Here is a 16,789-nt window from a genome sequence, read left to right as displayed (position 1 = left end):
CTGTGCCCATATTTCAGCCGGAATCCGCGGATTCCCTTTTATTTCCCGTTCCCGGCTTCTTTCCATATTTTCCGTTCCATCACGGTCAGCCAGATCTCCCATATCAGGTAGTAGAGGATGGTAAAGACCGCTGCCGCCGCCGTATACCGCAGCATATCCTCTGTCTGGTAGGACCGCACTTCAAATGTCAGCAGCGCAAATACTGTCTCGATCAGAATTCCGGCGGCCGCGGAAATCCAGAATGGCCGGTGAATCTGACGGTGCATCAGTTTCCGACGCTCTTTTCCCTTCATTCCAAGCCGGATCAGGAACAGATCCTGCTCCTGCATCGTTCCCGCCTCGCTCTGCGTCTTGGAATAAATCTGGAAAAGTCCGAATACAAAGACAAGCGCCGCTGCCACAGCCTGTGTCGTCAGATCCCGGACATTACTCTCTTTCACCTTTCCAATCATCTCATCCTTCGGATAAAGATTTCCGACCCGCTCATCAAATAACCGGTCGATCGGATGCTCTTCCTCCAGGAAAGAAAGCGCCGAAACCACATCCTCGTACTGACCCTTCGGTACTTCCCACAGAATCAGATTGGTCGGCCCGTCCGTCAGGTTGTCCTCATTCTGAACCATGTATTCTTCCCATGCTGCCTCTCCCTGCTCCAGAAGAACCGGCATGTTTTCTTCATTTTTCTTCCGTACGGATTCGTATCCCCGCTCAAATTCTTCATCGGAAAAGACAACAAGATGTTCCTGTTCTCCTTCTCCCAGAACTCCCGTCAGAATGTCCCGCTCTCTGCCGACTTCCTCATGACCGGTATAAATCTCATGCCTGCGGTCTACGCTGTAGTAGAGAAGCGGCTGTCCGAACCGGAGATAATTTCCCGTTCTGGAACCGCTGTAATCCAGATTTCTGGCCGGCATGGATACATTCTGCTGGTAAACCGTGTGAATCTCTCCATCTTTTAAATCCAGATTCTCCGGTGTTTTTCCAAGTGCCTCTTTCAAAGCCCGGTAGGTATCTTCGGAAATCCCGATATACTGTCCCTGCTCCATGCTTACCATCCGCTCGTCTTCCAGACTGCTGTTTCCTCTTACCGAGTTAACCCGCACCATCGGATAAATCTGCGTTTTCACGTCATACTCTTCCATGACCGCTTCCACCCGGTCCATATCCTGATCATAGGCCATGCTGACAATATCATATGGCAGCTGCGCCTCCGCCGATGGCGTAATCATTCCACTGATCAACGGAATTCCGGCAAAGGAAAGGACACAGATATGTACAACCGTCATGACGTAAATACTCCACCGGTTCTTTTTAAACCGGTATCTCCATTCCTTGTTCCAAAGCACATCCTTGATATATTTTTTCGGATTCAGCCGGGCTTTTTTGACGCTTCTTACCATCACTCCGGTCAGAATGAGGAACACGCCAAGGACAACAAACAGATAGCTTCCCTTATTCTCGCTCCAGGCTTCCGATGTATACCATGTCGCTGCCACATCAAGCAGCACCAGCCCCATAATCACCCTTCTCCATACGGCAGACGGCACGGTCTCCGCCTCTTTCTCCTCGTAGAGCACAGTGGAATTGCCCATCCGCAGGATATTTTCCTGATTCAGCATAGTAGAAAAAATCAGTGTCAGGAGAAACGCGATCCCGCCCCAGCCGATGACATAGGAGGAAAAGAACGATGGAAGCACGATTCTTCCCTGAAGCGCTTCTCTGAGTACAGAGTAGAGACCCCCTCCGGCAAGTATGCCGAGAATGGCGGATAATACCATACTGATGCCAAATTCTACCGCAAACAGAAGGTAGATCGTCCGGGTACGGATACCGAGAATCAGGAAAGTCCGGTATTCCCGGTTTCTCACCTTTGTATAATTGGAAATCAGGTTGTACATCAGCAGGATGCAGAGGAAAATAATCATCACTGTAGAACTTGTAAAGATCCCCTGCAGTTTCAAAATCCACTCCGGAATTCCCGGTACCTGCGGAATATTTCCGGATGAAAGGAATACTCCGAAGGCAACAATAAGGAAGATCGCAGTAAAGATCCCTCCCAGAATGAGAAGCACACCGTCTTTCATGCTGGAACGAAAGTTTTCCCATATAAGGATTCCAAGTTCTTTCGGATACCGCCCAGGAAAATAAAGTGCCTGCTTTCTACGGAGCTTTGCCGCTCTCTCCTGACGTTTGACCTCCCGGTAAGCTGCCATCTGCTCATACCATTCATCCAGGAAACGGAAACCTACATATTCAAACAGGCTGGCAATGGATACAAAAAGCAACGGCATCAGCTCAGCCTGTTCGCTATTCAGTTCTGTTCCGTGTACGCCTTCATAAGCGTTTGCCGCCTGAATGCAGGCGATCAGGCACAGAAATACCATTGCCCGTGATGCCAGGTCCAGCGCATGAACCTCTTTTTTCAAAAGCATCAGAATCAGACGCACCACATAAAGCAGTGCGGCAATGGTTCCCAGAATATGGCAAAACGCCAGCGTCGGACCTGCCGATGATCCAAGCCAGAAGTGCATATAGTCACCGGCCTGAAGCGCCTGAATCCATGCGCTGATCAGATTGTAGTTTTCCCCTCCTACCGGCAGCTGCCATACAACTGAATATAAAATCACTACAATCAGAGATAAAACGATTCTCCAGATTTTCGCCGCTTTCTTCATCTCTTCCTCTCTTTCTACCTATATCTGTTCCAGTGCATAAAGTGCAGCTCCTGCTGCTCCTACGATCTCCGGTTCCGGACAGATATAAAGTTTTCCCCCGATTTTTTCTTCTACCGCACGTACAACTCCCGGATTTTTCGCGACACCGCCGGTCATCATAAATTCCGGCTCCATTCCTGCTCTCTTTAAAAGTGAGTAGGATTTATTCGCGATCGCCCTGCAGATTCCATTTGCGATATCCGCCTTTTCTTTGTTATTGGCGATCAGAGAGATCACCTCCGACTCCGCAAAAACGGAACACATGCTTGTGATTTCAATATCCTCCGTCGATTTCATGGCGATCGGTCCCAGTTCATCGATATCGATCTCCAGAGATCTTGCTATCATCTCAAGGAAACGTCCAGTTCCTGCCGCGCACTTGTCATTCATGACAAAGTCCACGACTTCGCCGTTTTCATTTAACCGGATTCCCTTACTGTCCTGTCCTCCGATGTCGAGAATCGTCCGGATCTTCGGATTGAAATAATGAGCGCCCTTGCCGTGGCAGCTGATCTCGGTAACATTTTCATCTGCAAACGGAATGCTGACTCTTCCATATCCGGTAGATACAATTCTTGCGATGTCTTCTCGTTTCAGTCCGGCCCGGTCAAGCACCTCTTTTAAAATCCGGTCCGCACTCTCGCCGGACTTTGCTCCGGTCCGGATCACGGAAAATGCCCGGATTTTTCTGTCCTGATCCATGATCACGGCATTGGTCGACGTCGATCCGCTGTCAATCCCCATTACATACATGCTTTCCTCACCTCTCCTTTGTGATGTCTCTTTCCTGCTGCCTTTCAGTGATTCCAGAAATGCTTCCATCCTGGTCAGCACCTGTCCGTAACTCTGCTTCGTGTAATCTGTCTCCAGAAGCAGCATCGGCTTCTTTAAAATCCCTTTGAGCCATGCGTACTCATACGAATAATTATCGCAGAATTGGACGGTATGGTAAAGTACCCCGTCCACACTTTCTGCATATTTCTGAATCAGATCGTCTCTTCCGGCGGCAGCCTCCATCCGCATACACGGAAACTGGCTTAAAAGCCCTCTTACATATCCGCCAAACACATCTTCCGCATCGTAGAGCAGCTTTCTCGCAAGACCGGTACAGGTCAGGTCAAATGCCACATTGGCCCCTTTGTCCTTTAAGATCTGTTTGATCGTCTCGTCGGCTCTTGCACCGATGATTCCGATATTCGGCCCGCCCTTTTTCAGGGAAATCATTTCCTCCCTTTGATGGGCCCGGATAATTTCTTCCAGCTTTTCCTCCTCAAACTTCTTACCGGAATATACTTCATAAGCATGGATCATGTCACGGATCCGCTGTGCGTAAAGTGTGATCCCCGCATCTTTGATGATCCGCGGCGTATCCAGCATGTAAATGAATTTATCCGGCATCTCCTCGGTCAGTACGTCATAGAGCCTGCGGATGCTGTCGCAGCACGTCGTCAAGATGATTCCGTCATACTCTCCTTTTGACACTTCCTCCAGCACGCCCTTCGCAAAGCTGCAGATGTTCGGATGCATCTTCATATCCGCCTGATTAAAACTGGTCACCTGCGGCTCAATCCTCTGAACCGTTTCTCCCATGGCCGCGAAGACTTCCACAGGTGCATATTTACATATATATCCTAACATTCCTTTTCCTCTGTCTCCAACAATTCTAAAAATGCCTCCAGACGCGTCTTGATCTGTCCGTCGTGGCTGTTTCTCTTGTCAATCCCGTCACCGTCCAGAATCAGCATCGGGATGCCTTTTTCTTTCATCCGGTCTTTCAAGATCAGACTTCCGCCGGATGCCTGCTTGCATCCCCAGTGGCAGAAATGGATAACCGCGTCCGGTTTCAGCCGGTCCGCCAGCTCTCCGACCATATCGGCCTTCCGTGAATAAGAGCCATTGTACAGATTCCGGATGATCTTTTTGGCAAGTGACTCAAACGGTTTTTCCGGATCCATCTTCTCCATGTAATCAATGACAATATCCCCTGCCGTGATCTGATACTCTTTGCTTCCGTTAAAATATTTCTTCAGTGTTTCCTGATAAAACGGCAGAAGATGAATCCAGAGAATCCTCTTTCCTTCAAATTTCGGGTATGTCTGAATATCCTCGACCATAAAACGGATCAAGTCAAGAAATTCCTGCGTTCCGATAAGCAGATGGGTTCCCATCATCAGATACAACTGGCTGATAATCTCTCCCGGATAATAATAGGTATTCTGAAGTTCAAAAAACCGGAACAGCTCTTTTCTCGTCTCATTTTCGATCCGGATGGTCTCCCGCAGTTTTTCCTCGCTGAAACGTACTCCAAAAGTTTCGGAAAGCTTCTCTGCAAGTTCCCGAAGCTGATCCGCCAGATAGGAGACTGACGCCTCATCATCCCGGTACGGGACATCCAGAAAGGTAAACGGTACTCCCTTTTTCTTCTCCAGATAACGGAACGTATTGAGGTTTCCGTCACAGGAAAGAGAGGTCGTCACCGCATAGTGGGGCTGGCGCACCACGCCGCTGTCCACGCCTCCGACAAAAGTCTTATGATAGGAACAGAGTGTCGGCGCAATTCCGGCATTCTGTGCGTAGTCGATGAACTGATCTTCCAGATGATATCCGCTTAAATAGCACGAAAGACACTCGATGGAGAGTGTCCGGATTCCCATGCTCTGCATGATCTCGCACGGCGCGAAAATATTGCTCCACACATAGCTGTCCTCTCTGGCAAGAGCGTCCGCCACCAGTGACATCATCATCGATTCCAGCTTCTGATATCCTTTGGAAAGCCCGCTCTTTGGCAGAAGTCTGGTTCTCCATTTGTTTGCCTGAAACCCGAAAATCATTTTGTTCCAGCTTTTCTCAGGATGCTCGATTGCTTCCTGTCTTACAAAGTCAATATATTTGTCTGCAACTGACATGCTGTCATCCCTCCTTATTTCTTTGTAAGCGGTACGAAAGCCCCGATGAAAAGAGGATTCTCCTGTTTTTTCATCAGGGCCGGGCGTCTTAAAATGCCGCAAGCAGTTTTTCAATATGTTCTTCTTTTGTTGCCCATGACGTACAGATCCGGATCACCGTATGGTCCGCGTCATAGCGTGTCTCATGGTTAAACAGGAATTCTTTTTCCAGTTCCTGTAATTTCGTATCTTCCACAATCACGAACTGCTGATTCGTGATACTGTCCATATAGAAGCGGTATCCTTTCTCCTGAAGCTCCTTTTTCAGCTTCATGGCAAGCCGGTCCGCATGGCGTCCCATCTCCATGTAGAGGTCATTCTCAAACATGGCAAGGAACTGTAGGCCGAGGAGCCGTCCCTTTGCGAGCATTCCGCCTTTCTGCTTGATCAGGTAGCGGAAGTCCTCCTTCAGCGCCGAATGGCTGATAACGACACACTCCCCGAACAGCGCTCCCACTTTGGTGCCTCCAATATAAAAGGCATCTGTCAGTGCCGCAATGTCAGAAAGCGTCACATCGGTCCCTTCCGCTGCAAGTCCATAGGCAAGCCTTGCACCGTCCAGGAAAAGATACAGTCCGCACTCGTCGCAGACCTTTCTCAGATCTGTCAGTTCCTGTTTTGTATACAGCGTGCCAAGCTCTGTCGGATGTGAGATGTATACCAGCTTTGGCTGTACCATATGTTCATGCGCTCCATCCGCCCAGTGGCTGTCATGGGCCTCTTTGACCTGCGCCGCCGTAATCTTTCCGTCCTTGCCCGGCAGAGCAAGAACTTTATGGCCGCACGCCTCAACAGCACCGGTTTCATGAACATTGATATGTCCGGTCTGCGCGCAAAGCGCCCCCTGATACGGGCGAAGTGCCGCGTCGATCACGGTCAGATTGGTCTGAGTGCCGCCCACAAGAAAGTGGATGTCCACGTCCTCCCGGCCAACTACTTTTCTGATACGGGCTCTTGCCTCTTCGCAGTACGGATCTTCCCCGTACCCGACACTCTGCTCCATATTCGTATCTATCAGTTTCTGAAGGACGGCCGGATGCGCTCCTTCCACATAATCATTCTGAAACATAATCATAGTCTTACCCTCCTGTCCGTTCTTTTAATCCTTATAACTCTCTATAACGCTGCGGATTGCTCCGCATTTCATGCCAACGTTATCAGTATATCACATTTTCCGGACATTTACATAAGCTGTGCGAAAAAGGATGCGCCCACAACCGTCAAAAGTCCTGCCGTGACGATCGCAAGGCTTCCCATGGCTCCCTCGACTTCGCCCATCTCCATGGCCTTGGCGGTTCCCATCGCATGGGAGGCGGTCCCAAGGGCCAGTCCTTTTGCGATCGGATGGCGGATCTTTAAGATCTTATAAAGCCATTCTGACGTGATATCTCCGATCATTCCGGTCACGCAGATGACCGCCACGGTGATGGCGGTTATACCACCCATTTCCTCTGAGACTCCCATCCCGATAGCTGTGGTGATGGACTTCGGGAGCAGGGTTACATACTGCTCGTGGTTTAAACCGAACAGTTTGGATAACAGAAAAATGCTGACAAGGCTTGTCAGTACGCCCGCCAGGAGCCCGCACAGAACAGCCGCCAGAGTTTCCTTCAGAAGCTTGAGCTGTTCGTAAAGCGGCACCGCAAGGGCAACCGTCGCCGGAGTCAGAAAATAACTGATATATTTGGCGCTTGCATTATAGGACTCGTACTCTACGTTGGTGAGCGCCAGAAAGGCGATCAGTACAATCGCTGTGATCAGAAGCGGGTTCAGCACCGCAAGTTTGTACTTCCGTTTCAGCAGAAGCCCCCCTTCGTAGACAACCAGGCTGATCACCGGTCCAAAAAAGAGGGAATGTTCAATAAAGCTCTGCATCTTATTCTTCTGCTCCTTTCTCCGTTTTCTCGATGACCTTTTCCGTCACAATGCCGGTCACTCCCATGACGAAAAGCGTCGTCACAAAGGTGATCACTATCACCGGCACTACCACCGGGCGCAGCTTATCCCAGGCTGTCATCAGTCCTACCGCCGCCGGAATAAACATCACCGGCATCAGTTCGATTAAAATCACCGATGCCTCTTTGACCTGAGGCACACGGATTAATCCGGTCATCAATGCCGTCAACATCAGCACCAGTCCATAAACACTGGCCGGAACCGGAAACGGGAGAAGCCGGTTAAGGATCTCCCCCAAAAGTGAAATCATCAGTATAATTAAAAATTGCCGTAATACTTTCATATTTTTCTCCTGTTTCTTTTCTGTCATTATGTAAAAGGCATATGCGCAGCCGTTTTAGGATGCGCCCTGCCCGGACGCATGATCCAGCAGATAGACAACAAGCATATCCACCATCTTGTCATAGCTTTCCACACCGTTTTCCTGCCCGTTCGACTTTAAATAGGCATCGTTAATCTGATTGGACACCTCCGCAATCCTGCCTTCATGCTCTGCCCAGAACGCATCATTTCTCTGAAGGTCTTTCCTTGCGTTTTCCGGAAGCATCCCGTAAAGTTCCTCGTAGGATGCCTGATCATAATTCCAGAGCTGGTTGGTCGCATACAGCCATCCGGATAAAGCCGCACTGTACCGGAATTCCACCACATCCGACCGGCCGCACGCAAGCCAGGCGATGAAGTTCGCCTCCTGCTCCTGCATGAATCCTTTCAGGTGAGAGAGCTCGTGGCACATGGTAAACGGAATATTATACGCAGTCATGTCCCCATTATAATTGGCTTCCACCGTAAACGGGGAATAAATTCCCGTCAGTGACTGTATGGAAAGGAATTCCGAAAAAATCAGCTTTTTCGGCTCCGGATAATAACCCTTCAGTTCCCGGTAGTCTTCCCCCAGCGTCTGCATGGCCCGGACCGCATTCTTTCCGGCATCGGTCGTAAAGAGAAGCTCCCCGTCATCGTCCCTTGTAACAGAAGGCTCCGTATCCTGCACCGCCTGAGTCAGCGTCAGGCAGACGCGCCGCAGTTCATCCACGGTATAGTCCCGCGGAAGAATTCCGCTCCGCTCTGCAAACGAGGTGCTCCGGTAATTGATCCCGCAGTTGATCACATATAGAAATGCGAGAACCGATACGGTCCACAGCAGTACGACCGCCGTCTTCTTCGTCCGGTAAAAATTCCAGTTTTTATGGATAATCGAAAGCAGAATGTACAGAAAACCTAAAATGAGAGTCAGCACAAAAAGATACAGGCCGATCTCCGCCACGGAGGTCGGAACCAGCCCGAAAATCCGCCCGATACTTCCCGTCAGAGCCGGATAGATATGCTCTGTATGCCAGTCGGCAAATCCGTCTACATACACCGACGCAGCCATCAGGGCCACTGAGACGGCAAGAAGAATCAACGGAATCAGCACCCGCTTTTTAACTCGTCTCTTTCGTCTCTTCCTCATTTGCAAAACCTCCCGGAAACATCTTGTGAAAATAGTCTCTTGTCCGGCGGACATCCTGATCCACCTGATTTTTGACTTCCTCAAGGGAATCAAACTTCTGAATCCCCCGCAGGAAAAGATAAAACTCAATCATCACTTTTTTCCCGTACAGGTCCATGTCAAGCCCCGGTATATATGTCTCCACCGTAGTCTTCGGATCATTGTCCACCGAAGGTCTTGTCCCTACATTGGTGACACCTGCGTACCGCTTCCCGTCAATCCACGCCATAACTCCGTAGACTCCGTGCTCCGGAAGTTTGTCCTCTTCCTGATACTGTAGATTCGCCGTCGGCATACCGACCTTTCTTCCATTTCCTTTTCCGTGAATAATGATTCCTGTTAATGTATACAATGGTGTTCCTCCGCCTGTCCATTTTACTTCATAACGCTTATTATGACATTTTTCTCCAAAGCAATCAAGTCTCACTTCTTTTTTTCACAAATTTATGGAAGCATACTTGCGGCCGCAAGACCGAGGGCAAGAAAGGGGCCAAGGGGAATGGTCTCTTTCTTTTTGCGCTTTTTGACGGCTGTCATGGCAAGTCCATAGATTCCTCCCGCCAGAAGCCCCAGAAACAGCCCAAGGATCCCCCGACTTGTTCCGAGGCAGAAGCCGGCTGCCGCCATCAGTTTGATATCTCCGCCTCCAAATGCTCCCTTTACAAGCAGGGTGGAAAGAAACAACGGAAATGCACTGGACACTGCCCCTGACACCGCCTGCAGAAGAGACATCTGCTGCCACGTATCCGTAAAAACGGCAAGCAGCCCCGGAATCAGGAGAAGTGCCGGATAACGGTCCGCAATCCTTCTTTCGTTCCAGTCCGACACTGCCGCGCCAAAAAGTACTGTCAGAAACAGTAGTTCACATACGATATTCATAACATCCTCTTTTCGTGATCATTTTATGATAGGTCAAATTGATAAAACAGAATTGTTTTCAGAAAAGGAGAAAGGGATGCGCCCTTTCCCCTGTTGAATGGTCTTTGAATAATCTTTTTGCTATTTTGATTCCTCATCCTTTAACGTCCGGAACCAGAAGACCGTCATCTGATCCTGATAATCCACCCCATAGGTCATGCCGTGCGCTTTCAGGATCGTGCTGACAATGGAAAGCCCAAGCCCGGTTCCCTCCCTGCGTCCTGCCTGATGCTGGCTTCTCTGATACCTCTCCCAGATCAGTTCCCGCTCCTCCTCCGGAATCGGATTTCCCGGATTTTTCACTTCTACAAGACAGCCATCTTCTCCCGTCTTCAGGGATACGATAATTTCCTTTTTATTTTCAGTATGATTCAAAGCATTATATAGAAGGTTTCGGATCACCTGGCTCATTTTCAGCGCATCTACATATACCGGAATCTCCGTTTCATCCGAAACAAACCGAAGCTGAATTCCGTACTCTCTGGCACTCGGCTCGCAAAACATGATTTCAGATTCTACGATTTCATACAGGTTGTACCATTCTTTTTTCAACTGAAGATAGCCAGTCTGAAGCTGAGAATAGTCCAGAATATCATTTACCATCTCGCTCATACGCTTTGATTCCCGGATAATCAGGTTCAGATCTTCCGTACGTTTTTCCTCATCCTTCCAGTGGATGTCGCGGACCATTTCCGCATACCCTCCGATCAGGGCCAGAGGAGAACGGAGTTCATGAGAGACATTGGCAATGACTTCTTTCCGTAGATCGTCCACTCTCCGAAGTGCCCGTGAAAGCTCTTCCACGGAGTCCGCCAGCTGTCCGACTTCATCATTCAGCTTCAGGTTCGGTACCGCTGTCAGATCCCCTTTTGCCAGGTCATCTACGGTACCTTTGATAATATGGATCGGTTTCGTAAACTTTCTGGAAAGGATATGCGCCAGAATTGCCGAAGCAATCATCAGAAGAACGCTGAAAAAGATCAGCTGTCTGCGGTTCATATCCAGTACCTGATTCAGTTCCGTAAAATTCTGTGTCAGAATAATATATTCCTTTTCTCCGTTATAGAGGACCGGAATCCCGATTTCATAAGATATCAGCTGTGATCTTTCCCTCACTTCCCTGCTGAAAGACTCCCCGTCCAGAATGGATTGGTATTCTTCGCTGTCTCTGATATTCTGCCAGGGCTTGATATTTTTCTCATCTTCATCGATGTCCAGCTGGTGTCCGTAACTGTAAATGGCTTCCAGCCGGCCTTCGGAATCGACAATCATCAGCTTGCCGTTAATCGTCTTGCTCAAATATGGAATCAGCTGATCATTGTCTGCCAGATCTTCACTGTTGAGCTGTTCCTCCACCGGTTCCAGCCGTTCCTGTATCCCTTCAATCGCCATCTTTGTGTAGTTTCTCTCCAGGACAAGGATCTGGATAACCCACATCAGGGCGATCGTAAAGATGACAAGAGCCATCATGATGAGCCAGAGACGCGCCATCATGCTGGAAAAAAGGCAGTGCTTTTTTTTATTCTCTGTACTCAAATTTATATCCGACTCCCCACACAGTCTGAATCAGCTTCCGGCGGTCTCCCAGATGCTCTCTCAGAGATTTGACATGGGAATCTACGGTCCTTGTATCTCCATGGTACTCGTATCCCCATACTGTCTCCAAAAGCTGTTCCCTTGTCAGGACAATGTGTTCATTTTGTGCCAGCTTAACCAGCAAATCAAATTCCTTTGGCGGCAGATTGATCGTCTTCTCCCCGATTTCCACCAGCCTCGCATCGATCTGAATCCTCAGATCACCAAACTGTAAAATCATATTCGGCGCGCTTCCGGTCCTTTTGAGTACCGCATTCACTCTTGCCATCAGTTCTTTCGGACTGAACGGCTTGGAGACATAATCGTCCGCGCCCAGATTAAATCCAAGAAGCTTGTCATACTCCTCGCTCCTTGCAGTCAGCATGATCACCGGGATCTGTGAGTGCTCCCGGATCTCCGCAAGAGCCTCAAAACCGTCCTTTCCCGGCATCATAATATCCAGAATCAATATATCAAAATCCGTCTTATCCAGCAGGTCGATTGCTTCCTGCGCATTTTCCGCCTCCTGGCACTGGAATCCCTCCAGTTCTGCGTAAGTCGATACCAGTTTTCTCAGATGCATGTCATCATCCGCGATCAGCATCCTTCTCAGCATCCGCCTCATCCTTACCCCTCCTTCCATCCTGCCCCATGGACAGTACCCCTTTTCGGGTTCATTTTTTCTATTATAAAGTGTAATTGTAAGAATTTTGTGTGCATTTTCTAAAAAAACATGGGAAAACGGATGAGGCGGTTTTCCTGCTATTCTTTCCGTGTTTTCGCATTCATTACAAGCATCTGGAGCCGGTTTTCTATATTTGCAAAACTGACATCCGGATCATAATCCAGCGTCAGGATCTGGATATCCGGATACCGCTCTTTGAGCCTCTTGGAAATTCCTCTTCCGACCACATGGTTCGGTAGACATCCAAACGGCTGTAAAATAACGAAGAACTTACAGCCATTCTTTGCGTGGTGCAGTATTTCTCCCGGAATCAGCACCCCTTCTCCCGCGTCAAACGTATGATGAATGATCGGATCGCTGTCCTTGACCAGATCCTGCATTCTGCATGCCGGGCGATAAAGCGGATGCATTTTTGCGATCGAATCCGTCACGTTGTGGGCCAGATTGAAGATCTGATTTGCTGTGTGGAACCACACCTTATCCTTGACCGGCTTCTTCAGATGATATTCCCTGTTCTGGCTGTCTTTATAAAAATAAGTCTTACGGATTACATCCGTCATCCGCGCTTCAACAATCTCAAACCCGTTGTTTTCCAGATATCTTTCAATCTCATGATTGGCACCCGGATGGAAATTCAGAAGGTACTCTCCGACAATCAGTACCCGCGGCCGCGGGGTTGTCCGGTCATATGAAACCTGTTTCATGATTTCGATGGCCTTTTTAAAGCCTTTCTTCATTCCGGAAATGCCGGAGCGTTCCAGTCCTCCTATCACCTGATCCATTGCTTTTTCAAATGCCCGGTCCGCACTTCCTTCTTCCGTCTCATACGGCCGGATCTTCCGAAGAAGTTCCTCCAGCACATCGATCATCGGAAGACCGAAGGCAATCCGCATGGCGGAAAGCAGATTCATCTGAAAGCCCGGATGCAGGTTGTGATAATCCATATCGTCATTGGTCAGAATCGGAACATTCTCGTATCCCGCATCATCCAGAGCCTTGCGAAGCAGCGCACCGTAATGGGTAAGACGGCAGTCTCCGATATATTTTCCCATTGCGATTGCCACATGGTCGGTATCGTACTTTCCGCTTTTCAGTGCCGCAAGAGCTTCGCCAATGACAATCTGTGCCGGGAAGCAGATATCATTGTGCACATACTGCTTCCCGAGCCGGATCGCTTCCTCCCGACCGATCTCCAGCGGAACCGTGCGGATTCCCTGCCCTGCATAGGCCGCTGCCATCAGTCTGGAAAAGGCATGGGATGTATTCGGGATCAACACAACTTTTTCCTGTCTGCTTTCTTTCGTATATTTCACCGGATACGGATCTTTCAGTTCATGAAGTTCAAGTCCCCGTTTTTTCTCCCTTCCCATGGCTACCGTCTCCAGGAAGGAACGGACACGGATTCGGAGCGGTCCTTGAATATCACTTTCATCCAGCTTCAAAACAAGCGGTGTCTTACCGGAAATCTCCTTCATGAGACGGATGATTTCGTCTGAAAGGTATGCATCATGACCGCAGCCAAAGCTTACGATCTGCACATATTCCAGATGTTCGTTGCCAGCCGCAAGGATTGCAGAAGAAATCATCCGTGCATGGTAGTTGTTTACGATATCCAGCCGGCTTTTGCTTAAATCCACCTCATTGGCCTCCGGCAGGGAGTCCGCCGTCAGCACCGGGATTCCCATCCGCGTAAACATATCCGGCAGATCGTGGTTGACCAGAGAATCATTCTGATACGGCCTTGCCGCCAGTACCACCGCGAATCTTCCGGTACGGGTCACTTCCTCAAGGATGGCGCTTCCCGCTTTTTTCAGTTCGGTGTGGAAGGTATCTTCCGCCCGGTCTGCCGCTTCCATGGCCTGTCTTGTCATCTCTTCCGGGATCTGGAAGGTCGCTTTCATATACTGAGTCAGCTGCCTGTCCCGGTCTTCCTTCGTATACCAGTGGAACAGCGGGGCGTCATACGGGATTCCCCACATCTGCGCCGGATTGTCCGAGTTGCGCACGACAATCGGATATCCCTTTACAACCGCGCACATGGACTCACTTGTCTTTTCCGTGTTCTCGGTCGGAACCGTCGTGATCGATGGCATGAAAATCCGGTCCACCTTTTTGGACGCCAGATTTCTCAGGTGCCCGTGGACAAGCTTTGCCGGAAAGCAGACTGTATCTGAAGTTACCGCTGAAAGACCTTTTTCATAAATCTTCCTTGTACTCGGATCCGAAATCTTTACATCAAATCCCAGAGATTCAAAAAATGTTACCCAGAACGGCATCGTCTCCCAGAAGGAAAGGACACGCGGAATTCCGATGGTAATGTTCCTTTTCGGTGCAAGCTCCGGATGCGGATACTCCCGGAACAGAAGCTTTTCCCGCTTCCGGAACAGGTTCGGCACGGCATTTGCCTTCTGCGTCTTTTCCTTTAACTGCTGCCGAACATTGGAATCCTCCGGCATGCCAAGCACCGTTCCCCTCTCACACCGGTTGTTCGTGATCCACGCATTGCCGTTGGAGAAGGTGACGATCGTCCTCTTACAATGGTTCTGGCAGAACGGGCACGGAGAATTGGACTCCTGCTTATAGGAAAAATCATCCAGAGAGTCCAGATCGATAAACGTCCTTTTCTCCGGTTCTTTCTGGTGGCGTTCCTTTGCGATCAGCGCAATTCCGATGGCTCCCATGATGCCCGGATACGGCGCCCGGAATACTTCCCGCCCGAGGTATTCTTCCATCGCCCGGACTACCGCATCATTTTCAAACGTGCCGCCCTGCACGACAATCCGGTCTCCCAGAGAGTCCCGGTTGGAAATGCGGACGACTTTCGTAAAGACATTTTCTATAATGGAACGGCACAGACCGGCCATGATATCCTCCGGCTGTCTTCCGTTTCTCTGCTCTGTAATAATGCTGCTGTTCATAAAGACCGTACACCGGCTTCCAAGCACCGCCGGATGCCTGGACGAAAATGCCACCTCGGCGATCTGCTTTGACGGTATCTGCAAGGTAGATGCGAAGTTTTCCAGGAAGGAACCGCAGCCTGATGAACATGCCTCATTGACAAGAATGTTGGTAATAACACCGTTGTCCATCCAGATCGCTTTCATGTCCTGTCCGCCGATATCTAGAATAAATGTCGCATCACTGACATATTTCTGCACCGCCCTTGCGTGTGCTACCGTCTCTACGGTATGGTACTCTGCCTGGAATGCCTTTGCAAAGAGCTGCTCACCGTATCCGGTTGTCCCTGCCGCAATGATTTCCAGTCTGGCACCCGCCTTTTTGTAGCGCTCCCGCATCTCAATCAGGGCACGCTTTGCCACCATAAGCGGTTCTCCTTCATTCGGTGCATAGAAAGAGCCGAGAATTTCCTCATCTTCTCCGATCAGAACAAACTTTGTCGTCGTACTGCCCGAATCGATTCCCAGATAGGCTCTCACCGTCTCTCCCGGTTCCGGCTGTTTCCATTCCACCGGTTTTGTCGCATGTCTGCGGCGAAATATCTCTTCCTCTTCTTTAGACGCAAAAAATGGCCGGGCTTCCTTCGAGTCGGCATCCTTTTCTTCTTTTGCATTCTGAAGAAGCTGTGCGTACTCGGAAGCGGTACGGCTTTTCGTTTCAAACATCGTCTTCAGTGAGATGGCTGCACCGTAGGCCACCATCAGTTCCGGGTGTTCCGGCCTTAAAATATCCTCCGGAGAAAGATCCAGACGCTCGGCAAAGACACGGACGAGAACCGGATTAAAGGTAAGCGGTCCTCCCTCAAATGCTACCGGCTTTTCGATCTCAAGTCCCTGGGCGAGTCCGCCGATGGTCTGCTTGGCAATCGCATGAAATGCAGAAAGGGCCAGATCGGACTTGGCCACTCCCTGGTTCAAAAGAGGCTGGATATCGGTCTTCGCATACACGCCGCACCGTCCTGAAATATCATAGACACAGGTTCCCTGTTCAGCCAGCGCATTGAAATCCTCCACGGAAACTTTGAGAACGGACGCGATCTCATCGATAAATGCGCCGGTCCCTCCGGCACAGCTTCCATTCATCCGCATGTCTGCGACCTGAAGTGCTCCCGTCCCCTCTTCCCTGCGGAAGAAGATCATCTTTGCATCCTGTCCTCCAAGCTCAATAGCGCTCCCTACGGACTCATACTTGTCCTGAAGCGCGATGGCATTTGCCGCCACCTCCTGTACAAAAGGGACATCCATTTTCTTTGCAACGGGTTTGGCTCCCGAACCGGTCAGCGCGATCCGCACCGGCACATCCGGGCATTCCCGCGCGAATTCCTCTACCGCGCGGACGACACTTTTTAACTGCTTTGCATGGTGCCGTCTGTAATTTGAATACAGGATTGTCCCTTGTTCCGGGTCCACCGCAACGATCTTTGTCGTGGTGGATCCAACGTCAATTCCAACCAGTAATTCCTGATCAGATGAAAGTCTCAAATTTCTGCTAATCATATACTTCATCTGCCTTTTCTTAATGTATCTTAAATTTTTTCATCTACCTTGAA

The 16,789-nt window shown here is 49.7% G+C and carries 12 protein-coding genes; all 12 read right to left on the bottom strand.

The features are described 5' to 3' along the window. Positions 1 to 38: 38 nt before the first annotated feature. On the bottom strand, positions 39 to 2,675 hold the full coding sequence (locus tag Selli1_RS02170) for an FtsX-like permease family protein (RefSeq protein WP_281872221.1): 2,637 nt from the start codon (positions 2,673 to 2,675) through the stop codon (positions 39 to 41). Between the two features lie 18 nt (positions 2,676 to 2,693). Further along, positions 2,694 to 4,352, bottom strand: coding sequence for an acyl-CoA dehydratase activase (locus Selli1_RS02165; RefSeq protein ID WP_204864283.1), 1,659 nt, complete (start codon positions 4,350 to 4,352; stop codon positions 2,694 to 2,696). Then, on the bottom strand, positions 4,346 to 5,620 hold the full coding sequence (locus tag Selli1_RS02160; protein ID WP_204864282.1) for a 2-hydroxyacyl-CoA dehydratase subunit D: 1,275 nt from the start codon (positions 5,618 to 5,620) through the stop codon (positions 4,346 to 4,348). Before Selli1_RS02160 ends, Selli1_RS02165 begins: the two co-directional genes overlap by 7 nt. 88 nt (positions 5,621 to 5,708) lie before the next feature. Next, positions 5,709 to 6,734, bottom strand: a complete 1,026-nt coding sequence (locus Selli1_RS02155) for a threonine aldolase family protein (protein WP_087253126.1) — start codon at positions 6,732 to 6,734, stop codon at positions 5,709 to 5,711. Between the two features lie 107 nt (positions 6,735 to 6,841). Then, positions 6,842 to 7,534 (bottom strand): LrgB family protein, encoded by a 693-nt coding sequence (locus tag Selli1_RS02150; protein WP_281872219.1) that lies wholly within the window; start codon positions 7,532 to 7,534, stop codon positions 6,842 to 6,844. 1 nt (position 7,535) lies between these two features. After that, on the bottom strand, positions 7,536 to 7,898 hold the full coding sequence (locus tag Selli1_RS02145; protein ID WP_281872218.1) for a CidA/LrgA family protein: 363 nt from the start codon (positions 7,896 to 7,898) through the stop codon (positions 7,536 to 7,538). A gap of 54 nt (positions 7,899 to 7,952) precedes the next feature. Further along, positions 7,953 to 9,065 carry a DUF3810 domain-containing protein gene (locus Selli1_RS02140; RefSeq protein ID WP_281872217.1) on the bottom strand — a complete coding sequence of 371 codons (1,113 nt, stop codon included), beginning with the start codon at positions 9,063 to 9,065 and terminating at the stop codon, positions 7,953 to 7,955. Then, the gene (locus Selli1_RS02135) at positions 9,037 to 9,456 is read right to left on the bottom strand and encodes a riboflavin kinase (RefSeq protein ID WP_158099247.1); all 420 of its coding nucleotides are present in this window, start codon (positions 9,454 to 9,456) and stop codon (positions 9,037 to 9,039) included. The genes Selli1_RS02140 and Selli1_RS02135 overlap by 29 nt, the downstream gene beginning before the upstream one ends. Positions 9,457 to 9,548: 92 nt before the next feature. Further along, positions 9,549 to 9,983, bottom strand: coding sequence for a prepilin peptidase (locus Selli1_RS02130; protein WP_281872216.1), 435 nt, complete (start codon positions 9,981 to 9,983; stop codon positions 9,549 to 9,551). A 120-nt stretch (positions 9,984 to 10,103) separates the two neighbouring features. Further along, the gene (locus Selli1_RS02125; RefSeq protein WP_281872214.1) at positions 10,104 to 11,558 is read right to left on the bottom strand and encodes a sensor histidine kinase; all 1,455 of its coding nucleotides are present in this window, start codon (positions 11,556 to 11,558) and stop codon (positions 10,104 to 10,106) included. Continuing rightward, on the bottom strand, positions 11,542 to 12,222 hold the full coding sequence (locus Selli1_RS02120; RefSeq protein WP_330616794.1) for a response regulator transcription factor: 681 nt from the start codon (positions 12,220 to 12,222) through the stop codon (positions 11,542 to 11,544). Before Selli1_RS02120 ends, Selli1_RS02125 begins: the two co-directional genes overlap by 17 nt. A 137-nt stretch (positions 12,223 to 12,359) precedes the next feature. Continuing rightward, positions 12,360 to 16,736, bottom strand: a complete 4,377-nt coding sequence (locus Selli1_RS02115) for an acyl-CoA dehydratase activase (protein ID WP_281872212.1) — start codon at positions 16,734 to 16,736, stop codon at positions 12,360 to 12,362. Between the last annotated feature and the right edge of the window lie 53 nt (positions 16,737 to 16,789).

This window comes from Sellimonas catena (genome assembly GCF_027924685.1).
GTDB classification, from domain to species: domain Bacteria; phylum Bacillota; class Clostridia; order Lachnospirales; family Lachnospiraceae; genus Sellimonas; species Sellimonas catena.
The sequence above is the reverse complement of the archived record's forward strand: the minus strand, read 5'-3'. Positions and strand labels throughout refer to the sequence as shown.

Bases quoted from the DNA above. Each gene is read 5' to 3' on its own strand.
- Selli1_RS02170 (WP_281872221.1), bottom strand. From the start codon at position 2,675: ATGAAGAAAGCGGCGAAAATCTGGAGAATCGTTTTATCTCTGATTGTA.
- Selli1_RS02165 (WP_204864283.1), bottom strand. From the start codon at position 4,352: ATGTTAGGATATATATGTAAATATGCACCTGTGGAAGTCTTCGCGGCC.
- Selli1_RS02160 (WP_204864282.1), bottom strand. From the start codon at position 5,620: ATGTCAGTTGCAGACAAATATATTGACTTTGTAAGACAGGAAGCAATC.
- Selli1_RS02155 (WP_087253126.1), bottom strand. From the start codon at position 6,734: ATGATTATGTTTCAGAATGATTATGTGGAAGGAGCGCATCCGGCCGTC.
- Selli1_RS02150 (WP_281872219.1), bottom strand. From the start codon at position 7,534: ATGCAGAGCTTTATTGAACATTCCCTCTTTTTTGGACCGGTGATCAGC.
- Selli1_RS02145 (WP_281872218.1), bottom strand. From the start codon at position 7,898: ATGAAAGTATTACGGCAATTTTTAATTATACTGATGATTTCACTTTTG.
- Selli1_RS02140 (WP_281872217.1), bottom strand. From the start codon at position 9,065: ATGAGGAAGAGACGAAAGAGACGAGTTAAAAAGCGGGTGCTGATTCCG.
- Selli1_RS02130 (WP_281872216.1), bottom strand. From the start codon at position 9,983: ATGAATATCGTATGTGAACTACTGTTTCTGACAGTACTTTTTGGCGCG.
- Selli1_RS02120 (WP_330616794.1), bottom strand. From the start codon at position 12,222: ATGAGGCGGATGCTGAGAAGGATGCTGATCGCGGATGATGACATGCAT.
- Selli1_RS02115 (WP_281872212.1), bottom strand. From the start codon at position 16,736: ATGATTAGCAGAAATTTGAGACTTTCATCTGATCAGGAATTACTGGTT.